This is a genomic window from Polaromonas sp. P3_C2 (genome assembly GCF_056402675.1).
In genome coordinates this window covers 1-2384 of the sequence record NZ_JBFUGX010000633.1, presented here as the reverse complement: position 1 = coordinate 2384, position 2384 = coordinate 1, and the positions used below count along the sequence as shown (strand labels likewise).

The window sequence follows — 2384 nt, the reverse complement described above, 5'->3', positions numbered from 1 at the left end:
GTCCTGGCCTGCGGCCACTTCCTGTACATGCGGCGGCACCTTCAGAAGCAGCGTTCCCAAATAAGGAACGAAATAAACGGAGACGATCCAGCTGAGCACCAGCGCGATCACCGTCACCGCAAAAATCGCAAAGGTGTATTCACCGGTGGTGGACTTGGCCAGGCCGATGGGCAAAAATCCCGTGGCCGTGATCAGCGTGCCCGTCAACATGGGCATGGCCGTAATCTCATAGGCAAAGGTTGCGGCGCGCACCTTGTCGTAGCCCTCTTCCATTTTGCGCACCATCATCTCGACAGCGATGATGGCGTCGTCYACCAGCAGGCCCAGCGCAATGATGAGCGAGCCCAGCGAAATCTTGTGCAGCCCGATGCCGTAGTACCACATGGCCAGAAAGGTCAGGCTCAGTACCAGCGGGATTGTGATGCCCACCACCAGGCCAGGCCGCATGTCGATGTAATAACGCTTCCACAACGGGAGCTGGCCGGGGCCGTTGTGCGGCCGCTTGTGAAAGCCCAGGGCGATGAAACTCACCGCCAGCACGATCACCACGGCCTCGATCAGCACGCGCACGAACTCGTTGACCGAGGTGGCCACCGCCTTGGGCTGGTTCTGCACGTTCACCAGCTCGATGCCCCTTGGCAAGGTTTTTTCGATTCGGCCCGACAGCGCCGTGAGCGACTTGCCCAGCGCGATGATATCGCCGCCCTTGCCCATGGACACGCCCAGCGCAATCACTTCCTTGCCCTGGTGATGCACCTTGACGGAAGGCGGATCCACATAACCGCGCTTGATTTCGGCGATGTCGCCCAGTTGCAGCTGGTTGCCGGAGCTGCCGCGAATCGGCATGATGCGCAATTGTTCAATCGCCTCGAACTGACCCGCCACGCGCACCTGCACCACATCCAGCGGCGTCTGCACCGCACCGGCAGATTCCACCGCGTTTTGCTGGCCCAGTTGCGCCAGCACCTGGTTCAGGTCCAGCCCCAGTTGCGCCAGGCGCTTTTGCGAAATCTCTATGTAGACTTTTTCGTCCTGGACACCAAACAGCTCCACCTTGCTCACGTCGGGCACACGCAGCAGTTGCTGGCGCACATCGTCGGCAAAAGTCTTGAGTTCAGCGTAATTGAAGCCGTCGGCTTCCAGCGCGTAGATCACGCCATACACATCGCCGAATTCGTCGTTGAAGAACGGGCCCTGGATGCCGCCCGGCAACGTGCCGCGCATGTCGCCGATTTTCTTGCGCACCGAATACCAGACGTTGGCAACGTCGCCGGGTTTGGACGAGTCCTTGATCTGGAAAATGATCTGCGATTCACCGGGTTTGGAGTAGCTGCGAATCCTGTCGGCATAAGGCGCTTCCTGCAGCGTGCGCTCCAGCTTGTCGGTCACCTGCTCGGCCACCTGCTGCGCTGTCGCGCCCGGCCAGTAGGTGCGCACGACCATGGCGCGGAAGGTAAACGGTGGGTCTTCGTCCTGCCCAAGCTGGAAGTAGGCGACAAAGCCCAGAATCATCAGCACCAGCAGGAGATAACGGGTGAGCGCCGGGTGGTCCAGCGCCCATTTGGAAAGGTTGAAACGGGTCGAGGGCGAAGCCAGTTCGCCGGCAGCGCTGCTGCTGTCTGGATGGGGTTGCGTCATGCCGTCCTCACTTCGCGGCAGAAGCCGCGGAGACGGCAACCGGTGCTGTCACAGGCGCCGCGGATGTCGCGGGCGTTGCTACTGAATTGATAGCTGTTTGCGCAGGACTGGCGCCGGCTACAGCCACACTTGGCTGGTAAATACTGACTTTCTRGCCCGGCGAGAGCACATGCACGCCGGCGCTGACCAYCAGCATCCCGGGCTGCAACCCGGAAGCCACCACCACGTCGTTGCCGTCGGCCGTGGCAACCTGAATGAGTTGCGGTTTGACGGTCATGGTGGCCTTGTCAACCACCCATACCGCCGTGGCCTTGCCTTCCTGACGCAGCGCTGTTGTCGGCAGCTTGATGACCGGCGCACCCACCACGCTGCCGGCCTGCGGCACCACATACACCGTGGCACCTAGCGGCGGCGGTTCTTTCGCGTCAACGGAAACCTTGACGGTGTAGGTCCGCGTGACGGGGTCATTGCTGGCCGCCACTTCGCGCACTTTTCCAGTCAGCTCGGCGGTCTGGGACCACACGCGGATACTGACCGGCGAGCCGACCTTGATGGCCGCCACCTTGTCTTCGGGCACAGAGAACACCACATCACGCACACCATCCGCTGCAATCCGCACCACCGGCGCGCCAGCCGTCACGACCTGGCCCGGCTCGGCCTCGATGGCGGTGACAACCCCCGACACGTCCGCGACCAGCGCCGCGTAGTTGGCCTGGTTGCCCTGCACGGCCAGTTGGGACTGGGCT

Annotated in this window: 2 protein-coding genes; both read right to left on the bottom strand. The window is 62.2% G+C overall.

Features of this window, described 5'->3' with window-relative positions:
- Positions 1-1638: efflux RND transporter permease subunit (locus AC1DWI_RS20020; RefSeq protein WP_477725558.1), on the bottom strand; the 1638-nt coding region annotated here is incomplete at its 3' end.
- A gap of 7 nt (positions 1639-1645) precedes the next feature.
- A partial coding sequence (locus tag AC1DWI_RS20015; RefSeq protein WP_477725557.1) for an efflux RND transporter periplasmic adaptor subunit occupies positions 1646-2384 on the bottom strand: 739 nt, incomplete at its 5' end.